Below are 15,303 nucleotides of genomic sequence, written 5' to 3'. Positions count from 1 at the left end.
GCGAGGGCGCCGCACCCCGTCGGGTGCGGCGCCCTCGTCGTCCTCCGGCCCGGTGCGCGGTCGCCGCGCGCCGGGCCGGGATGCGGTCAGAGGCCGCGGACGCTCCAGGCGGCCTCGTGGGACGCCCCGGGGGCCAGACGGATCACGCCGTCGCCGGAGCGGAACGCATCGGGCGGGCAGGTCATCGGCTCCACGGCGAGGCCGAGGCGGTTGTTCTCGGGCTCGGGGCGGTCCGCCGTGTGCAGCTGCAGCCACGGGCAGCGCTCATCGGCCACCATCTCCACGCCCGTGCCGCCGGGGGCGGTGACCACCACGCGGGCCAGGCCCTGCTCGTCCCGCCCCAGGTCGGTGAAGGCATGGTCGATCTCCTGGGAGCCCAGCACCTTCCCCTCGCGGAAGTCGAACTCGCCGCCCTCGTCCACGCGCACGAGGCCCGTGGGCAGCAGCCGGTCCGGCGTCACCGTCATCACGGTGCCCACGGAGGTGCGCAGCGTCCAGGTGTCCAGCGGCTCAGGGCCGGCCACCAGGTAGGGGTGGGGGCACACGCCGTAGGGGGCGTCCTGGTCGCCCACGTTGCGGGCCGTGACCGTGGTCGTCAGACCGGTCTCGGCATCCACCCGGTGCTCGACCGTCAGCTCGAGGGCGAAGGGGTAGCCGGGGCTGGGGTACAGCAGGGTGCGCAGCGTGACGGCCTCGTCCGCGGAGGAGACCTCCTCGAACGGGACGAAGGAGACCAGTCCGTGCAGCGCGTTCTGGCGGTCCGGCTCGGTCAGCGGCGCCTGGATGTCCTGGCCGTCCCAGGTGTAGCGGCCGTCGCCGATCCGGTTGGGCCAGGGGGCGACCACGGCGCCGCGGTAGAACTGCATCGGCCCGGTGGCCGGGTTGCGCACCAGCAGGTCGCGCCCGTCCACGGTGAGGTGCTCCACGATCGCTCCCACGGCCGCGATGCCGGCGCGGTACGGGCCGGCGACGATCTCCCAGGTGCGGCCGCGGGGGAGCTCGGGGCGGTCGTGCGGGGCGGGGGACGTGCTCATGAGGTCTCCTGGGAGGTCGGTGCGGTCTTCGGGGCGTCGGGGGCGGGCCCCGGCTCGGGCTCGGGCTCGGGTTCGACGATGACGATGTGCAGCCGGCGCGGGCCGTGCACGCCCTCGACGCGGCTGAGCTCGATGTCGCTGGTCGCGCTCGGGCCGGAGATCATCGTCCAGGGGGCCGTCGGGTCCTCGCCCATGCGCTCGATGCCCCGCGGCACGCCGAGGACGATCTGATCGGCCTGCACGACGATCACGTGCAGATCCGGCAGCAGGGAGATGGCGCGGCGCCCGGAGAGGTCGTCCGAGCGCAGCATGATCGTGCCCGTGGTGGCGATCGCCGTGTGGCAGCCGGTGAGCACGGCGTCGATGCGGTCCAGCGCGCGCGGGCCTGCCGTGCCGTCGTCGCGGGTCACGGAGAGGTCGCTCGAGGCCAGCCAGGCCTCGGGGACCCCGGGCGGCACGATCACGGAGGCGGCGCCCTCGAGGGCGGCGGCGACGGCCTCCGGCAGACCGGCCTCGGTGGTGCGGTGGACCGTCGCGGTGTAGTCTTCGAGCCGCTTGACCAGGAGCTGGCGGATCTTCGCGGGGTCGGAGCCCTCGGCGCGGTCATCGGCCCGCTGGTAGGTGCGCGGGACGTCGCCGGGCTCGGTGACCTCGTCGCGCCGGGGCACCTCCAGCGCGCTGCGCAGCCGCGCGAGGATCTCGTCGCGGGCGCTCATGCCGGCGACGCGGGAGGGTCGGGCGTCCTGCCAGGCGCTCATGCGTCCTCTCCGCTCGCCGGGGAGTCCTCGGGGCCGTCGCCGTCGGGGCGCGGGGCGGGGGCGCCGCCGTGGCGCTCGCGATCCTTCCACCAGCTGCGGAAGGACTGCCGGGGGACCGGCAGGTCCCGGTGGTCGGTCCAGCCCGGGATCAGCGGCAGCGCCGAGGGGAGCTTGCCGATGTTGCCGGTGCGCTTGACCGCGCCGAGAGCGGAGGAGGCCCGCACGGCCGCGTCGTACGCCCGCGGGGAGGACATGAGCTTCGAGGCCCCGCGCATGGCCACGTCCCAGGTGCCGTGGAACTGCCCGGAGGCCTCGCGGCGCTGGTCGACCTCCTTCGCGCGCAGGTGCACGAGGATCGAGGGGATGTCGATCTTCACGGGGCACACGTCGTAGCAGGCCCCGCACAGGCTCGAGGCGTAGGGCAGGGAGGCGTTGGGATCGTCCGGTCCGGTCACGCCCGTCATCTGCGGGGAGAGGATCGCGCCGATCGGGCCCGGGTAGGTGGAGCCGTAGGCGTGGCCGCCCGTGCGCTCGTAGACGGGGCACACGTTCAGGCAGGCGGAGCAGCGGATGCAGTGCAGGGCGCTGCGGCCCTCCGGGTCCGCGAGCACGGCGCTGCGGCCGTTGTCCAGCAGCACCAGATGGAACTCCTGCGGGCCGTCCCCCTCGGCGACGCCGGTGAACAGCGTCGTGTACGGGTTCATGCGCTCCCCGGTGGAGGAGCGCGGCAGCAGCTGGAGGAAGACCTCGAGGTCCTGGAAGGACGGGACGATCTTCTCGATGCCGAGCACGGTGATGAGGGTCCTGGGCAGCGTCAGGCACATGCGGCCGTTGCCCTCGGACTCGACGACCGCGACGGTGCCGGTGTCGGCGACGGCGAAGTTGCCGCCCGAGATCGCCACGGAGCCCGACATGTCCAGGAACTTCTCGCGCAGGAAGCGGCGGGCCGCCCCGGCGAGCTCGGCGGGGTCGTCGGTGATCGACGGATCCAGGTCCGGCATGGTGCGCAGGAAGATCTCGCGGATCTCCGCGCGGTTGCGGTGGATGGCGGGGACCAGGATGTGGCTGGGGGTGTCGCCGGCGAGCTGGACGATGAGCTCGGCGAGGTCGGACTCGATCGCGTGGACGCCGGCATGGGCGAGCGTCTCGTTGAGGCCGATCTCCTGGGTGGCCATCGACTTGACCTTGAGCACCTCCTGCTGGCCGCGCTCGAGGACCAGTCGGGTGACGATCTCCCCGGCCTCCTCGGCGTCCCGCGCCCAGTGGACGGTGCCGCCCGCGGCCTGCACCGACTCCTCCAGCTGCACCAGCATCTCCGGGAGGTGGTCGGTGACCTGCCACTTCAGGGCGCTGCCGGCGTCGCGGAGCTTCTGCCAGTCGCGCACCTCGCGCACCACGGAGGCCCGCTTGGCCTGGATGGTGCTCGTCGCGTGCTGGAGGTTCTGGCGCAGCACGGGGTTGGCCAGCTCCGTGCGGGCCTTCGCGGGGAAGGACCGGTCCCCGCGCAGGTGCGAGGACCCGGGGGAGGCGTGCTGGGGCCGGACGCCCGGCATCCCCAGATGGACGGTGCTCATGAGGCCCTCCCCAGCATCTCGGCGGACGGGACGAACGGGTCCTCGCGGGTCGAGGCGAGGATCTGGGCGAGATGGATCGGCCGGGGGGCATCGCCGTTGCGGGCGAGCTTGCCGCCGATGTTCATCAGGCACGAGGCGTCCCCGGCGACGACGAACTCCGCGCCGGACCTCACCACGTTGGCGGCCTTGTCGGTGACCATCGCGTTGGAGGTGTCGGAGTTCTTCACGGAGAAGGTGCCGCCGAAGCCGCAGCACGTCGAGGACTCGGGCAGGTTGACGACCTCGATGCCCTCGACCGCGCGCAGCAGCTTGATCGGGCGCGGGCCGACCTTCAGGATCCGCATGGAATGGCAGGTCGGGTGGTAGGTGACCGAGTGGGGGAAGTAGGCCCCGACATCAGTGGTCTTCAGCACGTCCACCAGCAGCTCGGAGAGCTCGTAGGTCTTCGCGGCGACCGCGCCGGCCCGCTTCTCGAGATCCTCGTCCTGCTCGTGCTGGGCGACCAGCCTGTGCTGGTCGCGCACGCAGCCGGTGCACGATCCCGAGGGCATGACGATCGCGTCGACGTCGTCGAGCTGCCGCTCGAAGGTGTCCACGAAGTGGCGCACCACGGGCGCCGCCTCGGAGTAGTAGCCGGTGTTGGTGTGCATCTGCCCGCAGCACGTCTGGCGGGGGTCGTAGACCACCTCGTGGCCGAGGCGCTCGAGCAGGATCACCGTGGAGCGGGCCACGTCGGGGGCCATCACATCGGCCAGGCACGTGGTCATCAGGGAGATGCGCATGTCAGCTCACTCGTGGTCGAGGCCGAGCGTCTCGGCGGTGCGGGCGAGGGAGGCGTGGGCGGCGCGCGGATCCTCGGACAGGTGCGTGCCGTAGCTGGGGACCATCTGCGCGATCCGCGGCGCCCACACGTCGCGGCGGGCCGGGAAGACCTTCCCCAGCAGCTCGAGCATGATCGTGGTGGCCGTGGAGGCGCCCGGCGAGGCGCCCAGCATGCCGCCGATCGAGCCGTCCGCCGCGGTGATGAGCTGGGTGCCGAACTGCAGCACCCCGAGCTTCTTGCGGTCCGGCGCGATGACCTGCACGCGCTGGCCGGCCGTGACCAGCTCCCAGTCCTCGTCGCGGGCGGAGGGCATGTACTCGCGCAGCGCCTCGAGCCGCTTGTCGCGGGTCGCGGCGACCTCGGTGACGAGGTACTTCATCAGGCCCAGGTTCGGCGGGGCCACCGCGGCCATCTGCGCGACGTTGTCGGGACGGATGGAGGCGAACAGGTCCGTGTAGGAGCCGGTCTTGAGGAACTTCGGCGTCCAGCCCGCGTACGGGCCGAACAGCAGGCCCTGGCGCCCGTCGATGTAGCGGGTGTCCAGGTGGGGGACGCTCATCGGCGGGGCGCCGACGGCGGCCTTCCCGTACACCTTGGCGCTGTGGCGGGCGATGATCTCGGGGTTGGTGCAGCGCAGCCACTGGCCCGAGATCGGGAAGCCGCCGAAGCCGCGGATCTCGTCGATCCCGGACTTCTGCAGCAGCGGCAGGGCGTTGCCGCCCGCGCCGACGAAGACGAAGGGCGTGCGGATCACGCGGACGTCGCCGGTGACGACGTCCCGGTGCATGACGCCCCAGTCCGTCCCCAGGCGCCGCAGGGAGGTGACCTCGCGGCCCGTGGTGACCGTGGTCCCGGCCCGCTCGGCGACGGCGAACAGGGACCGGGTCAGCGCCCCGAAGTTCACGTCGGTGCCGTCGGGGGAGAAGGTGGCGGCGATCGTCTCGGTGACCGGCCGGTCCTCGGCGATCAGCGGCGCCCACCGCGCGAGGGTGCCGTGCTCGGTGGTGAACTCCATCCGGTCGAACAGCGGGTTCGCGCTCAGCGCGGCATGGCGCCGGCGCAGGTAGTCCACGTTCTCCACGCCGTGCACGAAGGACATGTGCGGGACCGTGCGGATGAAGGAGGACGGATCCGCGATCGCGCCGGAGTCGACGAGATGGGCCCAGTACTGGCGGGAGACCTGGAACTGCTCGTTGATCGAGATCGCCTTGGCGGGGGAGACGGAGCCGTCCACGTCCTGCGGGGTGTAGTTCAGCTCGCACAGGGCGCTGTGCCCGGTGCCGGCGTTGTTCCACCCGTCGCTGGACTCCAGCCCCACGGCGTCCAGGCGCTCGAGCACCTGCACGTCCCAGTCCGGCTCCAGCTCGGCCAGGAGCGCCGCGAGCGTCGCGCTCGCCACCCCGCCGCCGATCAGCACTGCGTCCGCTCGGGTCACGTCCACCCTGAGGTCAGCCATGTCACTCCGTTCCAGCTCGTGGGTGTGGGCCCGATCGCACACGCGCTGGGCATCGGGCGGCCATCCGCCCCAGCTTAGCCGCGTTCGTCCTGCGGCCCGAACCCGGTCCGCGAGCGCGTCAGGCGCAGGCGTGCGCTTTCCCCGGCGGCGAGCTCGCGGGCGGCCGTCGCCGCGCCGCAGCGGACCTCGACCGCGATCGGCGCCTGCGCCGTCAGCGTCGCCCGGACCTCCTCCTCGTCCCAGGCGAGGTCGACGACGACCCCGCCGCGGGCGCGCAGGCCCCGGGCCTCCCCGCGGGGCCAGTCCGCCGGCACGGCCGGCAGCAGGTCCAGGCGCCGCGCCCCGGTGTCGGTGGTCCGCTGGGACTGCAGCAGCAGCTCGAGGATCCCCGCCAGCGCGCCGAAGTTGCCGTCGATCTGGAACGGCGGATGCGCGCACAGCAGGGTGCGGTAGACGCCGCCGTCCGAGGTCGAGACCCGCCGGGCGACCGGCTCCAGGTCGACGGGATGCAGGAAGCGGCGCACGAAGCGGTGGGCCAGCTCCGCATCGCCCAGCCGGGCGGCCAGGCAGATCCGCCAGGCCAGCGACCAGCCGGTGGATTCGAAGCCCCGGGCCAGCAGGCTCGCCCGGGCGGCCCGTCCGCGCTCCGGGTCCGTCTCGGGATCCAGGGAGGTCCCCGGGTGCAGGCCGATGAGATGGGACTGGTGGCGGTGCAGCGGCTCGGGGTCGGTGAAGGCGGGATCGGACCATTCGGCGATCAGCCCGGACGGCAGGACCGGCTCGCGCGGGATCCGTGCCAGGGCGTCGCGGGCCCGCCCCGTCAGCTCGGGATCCTCCGGTGCGGCGACCTCGACCAGCGCGGTCAGGGCCTCCCGGGCCAGCGCGAGGTCGCTCGTGGTCGAGACGTGGACCTCGTGCTCGGCGCCGCCGGGCACCGCGAACACGTTCTCCGGGGAGGTCGCCGGCGCCGTCCCCAGGCTGCCGTCGGGCATCTCGACCAGCAGGTCCAGCACGAAGCGGCACGCCTCCACGAGCAGCTCCCGCACCGGGGCGGGCACCTCCTGCCCGCCGAAGCGGTGCAGGTCCACCACGGTGATCGCGACCCAGGCGCCGCCCAGCGGCCAGAACGACCACTTGGGCCGGTTGCCGCCGTCGCCGACCGGGCCCGCATAGCCCCATCGGTCGGAGTTGTGGTGCACGGTCCAGCCGCGGGCGCCGTACACCTCGCGGGCCACCTCCCGCCCCTGCGCGGCCAGCCGGCCGGACCAGCCTGTCAGCCCCTCGCCGATCTCGAGCAGGTTCGCGGGGCCCGCGGGCCAGTAGTTCATCTCGAGGTTGATGTTGGTGGTGTAGTCGCAGAACCATGCCGGCACCGCGTCCTCGTTCCAGATGCCCTGCAGGTTCAGCGGCGGGTTCGCGCCGCGTCCCCCGCTGATCAGGAGATACCGGCCCATGTGCGCGAGGAGCGCGACGAGGTCGGCGAGCTCTGCCGGGCTCGCGGTGCCCTGCTGCGCCGCGACCAGTCGCGCCTCGGTGGTGACGGGGGCGCCCTCCCGGTCGGCGCCGGGGGCCAGGTCGAGCTCCGTGCGGTCGTACAGCGCGCGATGGGCGGCCTCCGCCCGGGCGAGCAGCTCCTCGACCGGCCGTGCCGCGAGCTCCTCCAGATGGGAGAGGACCTCCGCCTCGAGCGCCGCGTGGTCCCCGTGGCGCAGGGAGCCGTCCAGGGCGAACTGGGTCGCCGAGACCAGGCGCAGCTCCAGGCGGCGCGCCCCGCGCACCCGCAGCCCGTCGCCGTCCGGCTCCAGCGCGCCGTCGCTGCGGACCTCCAGCGCCCAGGAGGCGTGCACCGACTCGTCGAAGCCGGCGGGCTCCCGGGTGGGGCAGTCGCCCCCGGCGTCGGGGTCGACCGCCGCGGCGACCTGCAGGCGGCCGACCAGCACGACGCGTCCGTCCTCGAGGGCCTCGGCCCGCACCTGCTGGCGGTGCAGGGACGTGACCTGCAGGTCCAGGTCCGTGGCGGAGGGGTAGGTGCGCACATCCAGCAGCACGTCGTCGGCGGCGCTCACCGCGGTGAGCACCTCCCGGGACGCCGGCCCCTCGCCGAGGACGGCGCGGGCCACCGCCGTGCGCAGGTCCAGGACACGCTGCACCGTCCCGGCATCGGCGTCGGCCGGCTCGGCGATGCTGAGGTCGAGGTAGGGCTGGTACATCTGGGAGTCGCCGGACTGCAGGGCGTGCACGTGCTCCTCCGCGGCGTCCAGGTCCCCGGCCAGGGCCGCGGCGCGGGCGGCCAGGAAGGCCTCGTGCGCGCCGTCGGCCGAACGGCGGGGGCGCGGGCCGCCGCGCCACACGCCCGAGTCGTTGATCTGCAGGCGATCGGTGCCGGGCCGGCCGAAGCTCATCGCCCCCAGGTGGCCGTTGCCGAGGGGGAACGCATCGGTCCAGGCCTCTGCCGCACGGTCGGAGACGAGGGCGTGGCGGGGGTCGATCATGGAGGGGTCCGTTTCTCGCGGTGGTCCAGGAGCAGGGCGGGGCAGGGGTGGGGCGGGGCAGGGCAGGGCAGGGCAGGGGCGGAGCAGGAGGGGGCGGGGTCAGGAGGGGGACTCGTGCCGGGCCAGCAGCGCCTCGGTGCGCCGGCCCATCAGGGCGCCCGCGGCCTGCGCGGCGCCGCCGGGTCCCAGCAGGAGGCCGACGGGCGGCAGCACGAGAGCCGCCAGCCCGATCACCGCCAGCGAGACGACCAGCAGGAAGGCCGCCACCGGGACGGCGCCGGGGCACAGCAGGGCCGCCCGCCAGGAGACCAGGAGGTCCTGGCGGCGCAGCCGGGGCACCGCGATCAGGGCGGCGGCGCTCGCCGTCGCCCAGCCGGCCGCGACCGCGCCGAGGGTCGCCACCGGAGCCAGCATCCAGGGCTCCGGCACGCCGCCGCGCAGGGCGAGGAACAGCGTCGAGAGCCCGCCGAGGATGATCACGCCGAAGGGCAGCAGCCGCAGGGTCGCGGGGACGAGCTCGCGGCGGTACGCGGCCCACATGGTGCGCGCCACGGGCACGGCGCGGCCCTCGGCCCGCGCGCGCATCACCTCGGCGGCCGCGCAGCTGGCCGGTGCCGCCCCGAGCACGACGAGCCCCAGCAGCGTCAGCGCCCACCACAGCAGGGAGACCACCACCAGGGTCAGGGCGGCGTCGACCGCCTCGTTCGCCCGCAGCGCCCAGGAGGGGACATGCTGCGGGCCGGTGCTCGATCGCGTCGCCATACCAGCAGACTACCGATGAATACGGCGGATGTCTCGGGGTGACCAGCCGAGAGCTCGATGTTGCTGGGGAACGGTTCGCCAATTCCTCCGATCTCTGGAAGGCTAGAGGTATGACTGCAGAGACGGAGTCCGCACTCCTGGCCCCCACCCCCGAGCAGCTCGCCTGGCAGCGGGCCGGACTCGGGATGTTCTTCCATGTCGGCATCAACACCTTCGCGGGCAAGGAGTGGAGCGACGGCACCGTCCCGGCCTCCGACTTCGCCCCCACCGACCTCGACGCCGAGGAGTGGGTCCGCACCGCACGGGACCTCGGAGCACGCTACGTCGTGCTCACCGCGAAGCATCATGACGGCTTCTGCCTGTGGCCCACCGCGACCACCGACTACTCCGTGGCCTCCTCTCCGTGGAAGGACGGCTCCGGGGACGTCGTCGGCGATGTCGCCGCCGCCTGCCGGAAGCACGGGCTGGGTCTGGGGCTCTACCTCTCCCCGTGGGACCGGCACGAGCCCTGCTACGAGGATCCCGAGGCCTATGACGCCTTCTACCTGCGCCAGCTGCGGGAGCTGTGCACGAACTACGGCGAGCTGTTCGAGGTGTGGTTCGACGGCGCCGGCTCCGCCGGGCGGGTCTACGACTGGGAGGCCATCGGCGCGCTGCTCGCCGAGCTGCAGCCCCAGGCGATGGTCTTCAACATGGGGCCGGCGACGATCCGCTGGGTCGGCAACGAGGACGGGCTGGCCGCGGACCCCTGCGAGTACGTCACCCGCTCCACCGACCTGAACAACTACGACCCCGATGTGGTGGAGCTGGGCCAGGCCCGGTACCTGCCGCCGGAGTGCGACGTCTCCCTGCGCCGCGGCTGGTTCTGGCAGGAGGGGGAGGAGCCCAAGTCCGTGGAGCACCTGCTGGAGATCCACGACCGGTCCCTGGGCCTGGGTGCGAACCTGCTGCTGAACGTGCCGCCGGACCGCCGCGGCCGCATCGATCCGGTCGATGCCGCCCGCCTGGTCGAGCTGCGCGCGGCCCTGGACGCCCGCTTCGGCGCACCGGTCGCGGCCGATCTGCGCGCGATCGCCGCTCCCGCCGGCGCCCGCGTCGAGGCGGAGCTGCCGGGGCCCACCGTCTTCGACCATGTCGAGCTGGTCGAGGACGTCTCCACCGGTCAGCGGGTGCGCGCCCACCGCGTGCTCGACTCGGACGGGACCGTGCTGGCGCAGGGCGGGACCATCGGCGTGCGGCGCATCCACCGTCTGCCCGCCGCGGTCGAGGCCGCCTCGCTGATCCTCGAGGTCGAGGGCGAGGGCGCCGTGATCGAGGCGGTCCGGGTGCATGACGCCACCGGCGCCCCCGCCCCGGCGCTCCCGGAGGACTACCGCGCCCCTACCGACGCCCCGATCGACTGACCCGCGACGCGGCGGGCCCGTCCGACCCCGGGAGCGGGGCCGGCGGCCGCCTCCGGAAGCAGGGGCGGCGGCCGCCTTCGGAAGCAGCGCCGGCGGCCACCTCCGGAAGCAGCGCCGGCGGGGCGATCCCGGGGATCGCCCCGCCGGGATCGCTCCGCGACGGCGAGGACGGTCCGGCGCGCCCGCGCCTCAGGCGCGGGCCCGGTCCGCCTCCGTGAGGACCTCGAGGTAGCGCTCCACCCCGGCCGCGGTGAACGGCTCGAGGTAGGACTGCCAGTCGGCGTCATCGGTCGGGTCGAGATCGCCCAGGCACATGTGCGCGGCGCCCTGGGCGAAGATCCCGTCGAGGTTCGCGCGCAGCTCCCCGATCTCCGCGGACTGCGCGGCGTCGAAGAACGGCGGGATGAACACCGACTCCAGCGGGTTGCGGTAGGTCTCGTACATCTTCCCGGCCTGGTAGAGCACCGGCTCGACCGAGGTGAGCTCGTCGACGTTCTCCCCGTGGCGCACGTCCATCCCCAGGTTGTAGGGACCGAACTCGGGCCAGGTGACGTTCTCCTTCTCGCCGGGGATCTTCGTGTACAGCGCCGGGCGGCCGTCGATCCCGAGCTGTCCCTCCGAGGCCCACTGCCAGTGCTGGTCCTGCCTGCCCAGGCGCATCTCCAGGGTGGGCAGCAGCCCCAGCTGGAAGTCGGCCCATCGCACCAGCGTGGCCGGGTCCTCGCAGGCGCTCGTGACCACCAGGCCCGTCGCCTCGCCGTGGTTCTCGTTCCACGGGATGATCGGGTCGCCGCCGGGCCCGGAGAAGGGCGCCAGCGGCACGAACTCGCGCCAGCGCGCCGCGGGGTCCGCGTAGTCGACCTCCGCCACGCCGAACTGGTTGCCGTTCTGCACCACGCCCACCCGGGACCCGGCCGGATCCATGGTCAGCCGCTGGAACTGGTCGTTGTCCTGGGTGAAGGCGTTGGGGTCCAGGAGGCCGTCGCGGACCAGCCGGGCGACCACGGCGTAGACCTCGCGGAACGCCTCGTCCATCGGCGTGTAGACGATCGCGTCCCCGTCGCGGCGCAGCCAGTTGATGCCGGTGTCCAGGAAGGTCGCGCCGATCAGGCCGAAGGGTGGGACCGTCTTGTCCCCGCTCATCGGCAGCAGCTCGGGGTTCGCGGCCTTCATGTCCCGCAGCATCTGCTCGAACTCCTCGAGGGTCGCCGGCTGCTCGGACCAGCCGGCCGCCTCGAGGCTGGGCTGGTGCACCCAGGTGCGCACCCCGGAGGAGGCGCAGTGGTAGCACTGGTTCACCGCCGGCATGCCGTACATGGCCCCGTCCGGGGCGGTCCACGACGCCCGCAGGTCGGGGTTCTGGGCGAACAGCTCCTGCAGCTGCGGGGCGTACTCGTCGATCAGCTGGTCCAGCGGCTGGAACAGCCCCTGCTGCCCGTAGGCGTACAGCTGCGCCTTGGTGAAGCCGCCCATCCACTCGGGGCCGAGCATCAGGGCATCGGGCAGGTCGCCGCTGGAGATGACGGCGTTGACCTTCGGGGCGCCCTCCTCGCCCTGGGGGACGGTCTGGTAGGCGATCCTCACCCCGGTCCTCTCCTCGAGGTAGAGGGAATGCGCGTTCTCGGCCAGGTCGAGCCCGGTGTCGGTGCGGGTGAGGATCGTGAACTCGGTCTGCCCGTCGCCGAAGGGCTCGGACTCGCGGGCCTTCGGGCCGATGTAGCCCTCCGGGTAGGGCACCCCGTCGATCTCCGGTCCGAGCTCGACCTTCAGCGAGGAGGAGCCCTGGACGTAGTCGACCTGGGGCACATCGGCCGAGGTGCTGCCCCCGGAGCCGTCGGAGCAGGCGGCCAGGGCGGCCGCCGGGATCGCCAGCCCGCCGGCGAGCAGGGCGCGACGGGCCATCGTCCGCCCCGAGGGCGCGGCCGCGGAGGAGGGCGAGGGCCCGGGCCCGGGGTCGGGGACGGATGCGGCGGGGGAGGTGGTGGGCGGGACAGGGGACATCGGCACTCCTTCGTGACGAGCGGCGCGGCGCGCCGCGGGCAGGGGCGGACGGGATGCTCCGCCCCCGGGGGAGGATCGGAGATCAGGCCTGCGCGTCGTACGCCTGCTGGGTGATCTCCAGATAGGTCTCCAGCCCCATGCTGGAGAAGGTCTCCGTGAACGTGGACCAGTCCGCGTCCTTCGTGGCGTCGGCGGTCCCGGTGGCGAAGGCGGCCAGACCCTGGGTGAGGTGCTGGACCATGTTCGTCTCGATCTCGCCGATCTGCGCCGACTGGTCGAGGTCGAAGGCCAGCTGCGGGATCTTGAGCTCCTTGGGCAGGCGGTAGGGCTCGTAGGCCGCGCCGGCCGCGTACAGGGACGGCTCGATGGAGGTGGAGCCCTCCTGCTGCGCCTCGCCGTGCCGCTGGCCCATCGACTTGTAGTACGGCCCCCATTCCCACCAGCCCTGGTTCTTCAGGTCGGTGCTGCCGGGGATGACCTCGTAGACGGCCTGGGCGCCGTCCAGTCCCGAGGTGCCGGAGCCCGCCCAGTCCCAGCCGGTGCCCTGCACGCCGCGGCCCATGGACGTGGTCATGCTCAGCTCGAACTGGTGGTCGGCCCAGCGGATCATGGTCACCGGGTCCTGGCAGGCGCTGGTGATCACGAAGTTCGGGGAGCCGATGCGGAACCACTCCCAGTCGCACGTGCGCACGCCGGAGGGGCCGGCCATCGGCGGCAGGGGCTTCATGATCGAGGCGACGTTGCGGGGATCGGAGGGATCGGCCGCGGCGGAGAACGCCCCCTGCGAGTTCCCGTAGACCACGCCGAACCGCGGGCCGTCCGGGCCGTCGCCCATGCGCTGCAGCTGCTCGTCGGTGGTGGAGAACATGACCGGGTCGAGATGGCCCTTCGCGAACTGCTGCTGGATCCAGATGACGCCCTCGCGGTACTCCTCCAGCGTGGGCAGCCAGGTCACCGTCCCGTCCCGCAGCAGCCGGTGATCGCCGGAGACCTCCAGGAAGGATCCCAGGAAGAAGGTGAACAGGTTCAGGACGGTGCCCGAGGTGGTCACCCCCAGCACGGAGTCCGCGGGCCGGGAGGCGAGCGGCCCCCAGGAGTCCAGCAGCGCGTCGAAGTCCTCGAGGCTCTGGGGGACCTCCGCGCCGACGGCCGCGAGCCAGTCGGAGTTGTACCAGGTGCGGATGCCGCCGGTCTTGCAGTGGTAGCAGTCGTTCATCGAGGGGACGGCGTACATGCGCCCGTCGGGGGAGGTGAACAGGCGCCGCATGTCCGGGAACGTCTCGAACATGTCGCGGATGTGCGGGGCGTGCTCGTCGATGAGCCGGTCGACGGGCTGGAAGAGGCCCTGCTGCCCGTAGACGGAGACCTGGGAGACGCTGAACAGGTCCATGCCGGTCATCATCGCGTCGGGCAGGTCGCCGGCCGAGAGGATGGCGTTGACCTTCGTCTGCCCGTCCTCGCCGAGGGGCACCTCGAGGTAGCTGACCGTGACCCCCGTCCGCTCCTCGACCAGTGCCGCGTAGGCATTGGTGGCGTAGTCGAGATCGGGGATGGTGCGGCCCAGCACCGTGAACTCGGTGGTGCCGTCGCCGAAGGGCTCGAGCTCGCGGGCGCGGGGTCCCTCGTAGCCCTCCGGATAGAGCACGCCCTCGATCTCGGGGCCGAGCTCGACCTGGAGATCGGCGCTGCCCTGGACGTAGTCGGCGGGGGCATCGGCCCCGCCGCCGGCGTCCTCGCCGCAGCCGGACAGGACGGCGGGCGCCGCCGCGAGGGCCGCGCCGCTCGCGCCGGCACGGGCCAGGAAGGTGCGGCGGGAGGTGCCGCGGGGCGGGGAGGAGGGTCGGCTGTCGGGTGTCATCGCGTGCTCCTGGGGGTGGGGGCGGTCGGCGGTGGGGCCGAGGGTCGGCGAGCGGGCGGACGGGGGATGACGAGGGCGGGGATGCAGGACGCCCTCCCCGTCGCGGGCGGCGGGGAGGGCGTCGGGATCAGAACAGTCCGGCTTTGGTGATCCGGCGTGACAGGGCGTTCACGGCCAGCAGCAGGATCAGGCCGACGACGCTGCGGAACAGGCCGATCGCGGTCGCATAGCTGTACTGCGGGATCGGGCTCTTCAGACCGACCTCGTACACGTACGTGTCGATCACCTGCGAGGTGGTGAGGTTCAGGGGGTTCTGCATGAGCAGGACCTTCTCGAACCCGACCGACATGATCGAGCCGACGTTGAGGATCATCAGGACGATCGCGATCGGCAGGATCGCCGGGACGTCGATGTGCCACATGCGTCGCAGGTGGCTCGCCCCGTCGACCTTCGCGGCCTCGTGCAGCTCCGGCGGCACCGAGGAGAGCGCCGCGAGGTAGATGATGGCGCTGAACCCGGCGGTCTGCCAGATGCCCGACCACACGTAGGTGTGGCGGAACCAGCCCGGGTCGGTGAGGAACGCCGGGGCGTTCAGCCCCAGCAGCTCGAAGGCGTGCGAGACGATGCCCGTCTGCGGGTCCAGCAGCATCACGAGGATGCCCACGACGACCACGATGGAGATGAAGTTCGGGGCGTAGGTGATCAGCTGGACGATGCGCGAGAAGTACTTCTGCCGCACCGCGTTCAGCGCCAGCGCCAGGATGATCGGCACGGGGAACCCGGCGATCAGCTCGTAGAACGCCAGCACCAGCGTGTTGCGCAGCAGCGGCCAGAAGTTGTAGCTGGTCACGAACTTCTCGAAGTGCTTCATCCCGACCCAGTCGGAGCCGGTGATGCCGCCGACGGGCGTGAAGTCGCGGAACGCGATCTGGATGCCGTACATCGGCCAGTAGGCGAACAGGATCACCCACACCACGGCCGGCAGCAGCAGCAGGTACAGCTGCCAGGAATGGAGCAGGCGGCGCGACAGCGGCTTCTTCCCCCGCTGGTCGGTGATCTCGGGGCGGGGGCTCTTGCGGCGCGGGGTGTCGTCCACGCGCAGCTGGTCGACGAAGCTTCCCTGGTCGGTGCTCATAGGTTCC

The 15,303-nt window shown here is 72.8% G+C and carries 11 protein-coding genes; 1 reads left to right on the top strand and 10 read right to left on the bottom strand.

Annotation, left to right across the window (positions count from 1 at the left end; translation table 11 throughout):
• Positions 1–86: 86 nt before the first annotated feature.
• The 7 genes from BF93_RS13225 to BF93_RS13195 all read right to left on the bottom strand — a co-directional run bounded on the left by BF93_RS13225 (position 87) and on the right by BF93_RS13195 (position 8,899).
• Entirely contained in the window at positions 87–1,034 is a 948-nt protein-coding gene (locus BF93_RS13225; RefSeq protein WP_051486942.1) for an aldose 1-epimerase family protein, read from the bottom strand.
• On the bottom strand, positions 1,031–1,792 hold the full coding sequence (locus BF93_RS13220) for a LutC/YkgG family protein (RefSeq protein ID WP_038373243.1): 762 nt from the start codon (positions 1,790–1,792) through the stop codon (positions 1,031–1,033). Before BF93_RS13220 ends, BF93_RS13225 begins: the two co-directional genes overlap by 4 nt.
• Positions 1,789–3,366 (bottom strand): lactate utilization protein B, encoded by a 1,578-nt coding sequence (locus BF93_RS13215; protein WP_051486941.1) that lies wholly within the window; start codon positions 3,364–3,366, stop codon positions 1,789–1,791. The genes BF93_RS13220 and BF93_RS13215 overlap by 4 nt, the downstream gene beginning before the upstream one ends.
• Positions 3,363–4,148: a (Fe-S)-binding protein gene (locus BF93_RS13210; RefSeq protein ID WP_038373242.1), complete on the bottom strand. Its 786-nt coding sequence runs from the start codon at positions 4,146–4,148 to the stop codon at positions 3,363–3,365. The genes BF93_RS13215 and BF93_RS13210 overlap by 4 nt, the downstream gene beginning before the upstream one ends.
• A 6-nt stretch (positions 4,149–4,154) precedes the next feature.
• Positions 4,155–5,645: a malate:quinone oxidoreductase gene (locus BF93_RS13205; protein WP_038373241.1), complete on the bottom strand. Its 1,491-nt coding sequence runs from the start codon at positions 5,643–5,645 to the stop codon at positions 4,155–4,157.
• A gap of 74 nt (positions 5,646–5,719) precedes the next feature.
• Complete coding sequence (locus BF93_RS13200; RefSeq protein ID WP_038373239.1) at positions 5,720–8,137, bottom strand: glycosyl hydrolase family 95 catalytic domain-containing protein; 2,418 nt, start codon at positions 8,135–8,137, stop codon at positions 5,720–5,722.
• A 99-nt stretch (positions 8,138–8,236) separates the two neighbouring features.
• Positions 8,237–8,899: a DUF624 domain-containing protein gene (locus BF93_RS13195; protein WP_038373237.1), complete on the bottom strand. Its 663-nt coding sequence runs from the start codon at positions 8,897–8,899 to the stop codon at positions 8,237–8,239.
• 110 nt (positions 8,900–9,009) lie between these two features.
• Here BF93_RS13195 and BF93_RS13190 point away from each other — a divergent pair, with 110 nt between their 5' ends.
• The gene (locus BF93_RS13190; protein ID WP_038373236.1) at positions 9,010–10,302 is read left to right on the top strand and encodes an alpha-L-fucosidase; all 1,293 of its coding nucleotides are present in this window, start codon (positions 9,010–9,012) and stop codon (positions 10,300–10,302) included.
• 189 nt (positions 10,303–10,491) lie between these two features.
• On the opposite strand, the gene BF93_RS13185 is transcribed toward BF93_RS13190, so the two are convergent.
• The 3 genes from BF93_RS13185 to BF93_RS13175 all read right to left on the bottom strand — a co-directional run bounded on the left by BF93_RS13185 (position 10,492) and on the right by BF93_RS13175 (position 15,296).
• On the bottom strand, positions 10,492–12,303 hold the full coding sequence (locus tag BF93_RS13185; RefSeq protein ID WP_038373235.1) for an extracellular solute-binding protein: 1,812 nt from the start codon (positions 12,301–12,303) through the stop codon (positions 10,492–10,494).
• Between the two features lie 82 nt (positions 12,304–12,385).
• Positions 12,386–14,161, bottom strand: coding sequence for a type 2 periplasmic-binding domain-containing protein (locus BF93_RS13180; RefSeq protein ID WP_038373233.1), 1,776 nt, complete (start codon positions 14,159–14,161; stop codon positions 12,386–12,388).
• A 127-nt stretch (positions 14,162–14,288) separates the two neighbouring features.
• On the bottom strand, positions 14,289–15,296 hold the full coding sequence (locus tag BF93_RS13175; RefSeq protein ID WP_084148543.1) for an ABC transporter permease: 1,008 nt from the start codon (positions 15,294–15,296) through the stop codon (positions 14,289–14,291).
• Positions 15,297–15,303: the final 7 nt, after the last annotated feature.

It is taken from the genome of Brachybacterium phenoliresistens (genome assembly GCF_000576425.1).
Lineage (GTDB): Bacteria > Actinomycetota > Actinomycetes > Actinomycetales > Dermabacteraceae > Brachybacterium > Brachybacterium phenoliresistens.
Note: the sequence above shows the minus strand (reverse complement) of the source record. Positions and strands in the feature narration are given on the sequence as shown.

Coding starts and splice junctions, on each gene's coding strand:
- BF93_RS13225 (WP_051486942.1), bottom strand. CDS start 1,034: ATGAGCACGTCCCCCGCCCCGCACGACCGCCCCGAGCTCCCCCGCGGC.
- BF93_RS13220 (WP_038373243.1), bottom strand. CDS start 1,792: ATGAGCGCCTGGCAGGACGCCCGACCCTCCCGCGTCGCCGGCATGAGC.
- BF93_RS13215 (WP_051486941.1), bottom strand. CDS start 3,366: ATGAGCACCGTCCATCTGGGGATGCCGGGCGTCCGGCCCCAGCACGCC.
- BF93_RS13210 (WP_038373242.1), bottom strand. CDS start 4,148: ATGCGCATCTCCCTGATGACCACGTGCCTGGCCGATGTGATGGCCCCC.
- BF93_RS13205 (WP_038373241.1), bottom strand. CDS start 5,645: ATGGCTGACCTCAGGGTGGACGTGACCCGAGCGGACGCAGTGCTGATC.
- BF93_RS13200 (WP_038373239.1), bottom strand. CDS start 8,137: ATGATCGACCCCCGCCACGCCCTCGTCTCCGACCGTGCGGCAGAGGCC.
- BF93_RS13195 (WP_038373237.1), bottom strand. CDS start 8,899: ATGGCGACGCGATCGAGCACCGGCCCGCAGCATGTCCCCTCCTGGGCG.
- BF93_RS13190 (WP_038373236.1), top strand. CDS start 9,010: ATGACTGCAGAGACGGAGTCCGCACTCCTGGCCCCCACCCCCGAGCAG.
- BF93_RS13185 (WP_038373235.1), bottom strand. CDS start 12,303: ATGTCCCCTGTCCCGCCCACCACCTCCCCCGCCGCATCCGTCCCCGAC.
- BF93_RS13180 (WP_038373233.1), bottom strand. CDS start 14,161: ATGACACCCGACAGCCGACCCTCCTCCCCGCCCCGCGGCACCTCCCGC.
- BF93_RS13175 (WP_084148543.1), bottom strand. CDS start 15,296: ATGAGCACCGACCAGGGAAGCTTCGTCGACCAGCTGCGCGTGGACGAC.